General features: G+C 66.4%; 1 protein-coding gene. It reads left to right on the forward strand.

All coding sequences use genetic code 11. The features are described from left to right. Positions 1–79: 79 nt before the first annotated feature. On the forward strand, positions 80–1,096 hold a 1,017-nt coding region (metA, locus tag AC1D00_RS42385), incomplete at its 3' end, for a homoserine O-succinyltransferase MetA (protein WP_477014816.1).

Below are 1,096 nucleotides of genomic sequence, written 5' to 3' on the forward strand. Positions count from 1 at the left end.
CATCGAGGACATCGACCAGGCGTTGGAGAAAGCCTGTCCGTCGTCGCGCCTCCAGGCCGCGGAGTAGGCGACGGCCCCGATGACGATCCTGATCAACAGGGATCACGGGATATCGAGCCCGGCGCTGGTGCCGGCCGAGGGCGATCTGGCGCGCGATCATGCCGGCGCCGAGCTCACCATCGGGCTGATCAACAACATGCCTGATCCGGCCCTGAAGGCGACCGAGCGGCAGTTCATGAAGCTGCTCCAGGCCGCCGCGGGCCCGCGCCGCATCCGCTTCCACTGCTTCTCGCTGCCCTCGGTCAAGCGCTCGCCCGAAGCGAAATGGCACGTCGAGAGCGAATATTCCGATCTCGCGGACCTCAAGCGTCAGCGGTTCGACGGGCTGATCGTGACCGGCGCCGAGCCGGTCGCGCCCGAGCTCGACCAGGAGCCGTACTGGCGCGACCTCACCGATCTGGTCGATTGGGCCAAGGCCAACACGCGCTCGACGATCTGGTCATGCCTCGCCGCGCATGCCGCAGTCCTGCACCTCGACGGCATCGCGCGGCGACGGTTGCCGGCCAAGTGTCACGGCATCTTCGACTGCGCGGCCGTCACGAGCGACCCGCTGACGCATGCCGTGCCCGCGCCGCTCAAGGTTTCGCATTCGCGCCTGAACGAGATTGTCGAGAGCGACCTCGATCAGGCCGGCTATCGGGTGCTGACACGCTCGGCGCTGGCCGGCGTCGACGTCTTCGTCCGCCAATATGCCAGCCGCTTCGTGTTCTTCCAGGGCCACCCCGAATATGACGCATTGTCGCTTCAGCGCGAGTATCTGCGCGACATCGGCCGTTACCTCGCGCGTGAGCGCGAGAATTATCCGCATTTGCCCGTGAGCTATTTTGACGCAGTGACGGAAGAGAAGCTGGCGCGCTTCGAGAAGAAGGCGAGGCACCAGCGCCATCCGGCGTTGACCAACGACCTGCCGGCGCTGAACTTGCGCGCTGATATCGCCGCCGGCAGCGCGGCCGCGGCCCTATTCCGCAATTGGCTGCAATATCTCGGTGCGGAAGCCGAGGCCGCGGTCCTTGCGCGCCAGCCCAAGGGCGTTGGT

Source organism: Bradyrhizobium sp. P2_E8 (assembly GCF_056403875.1).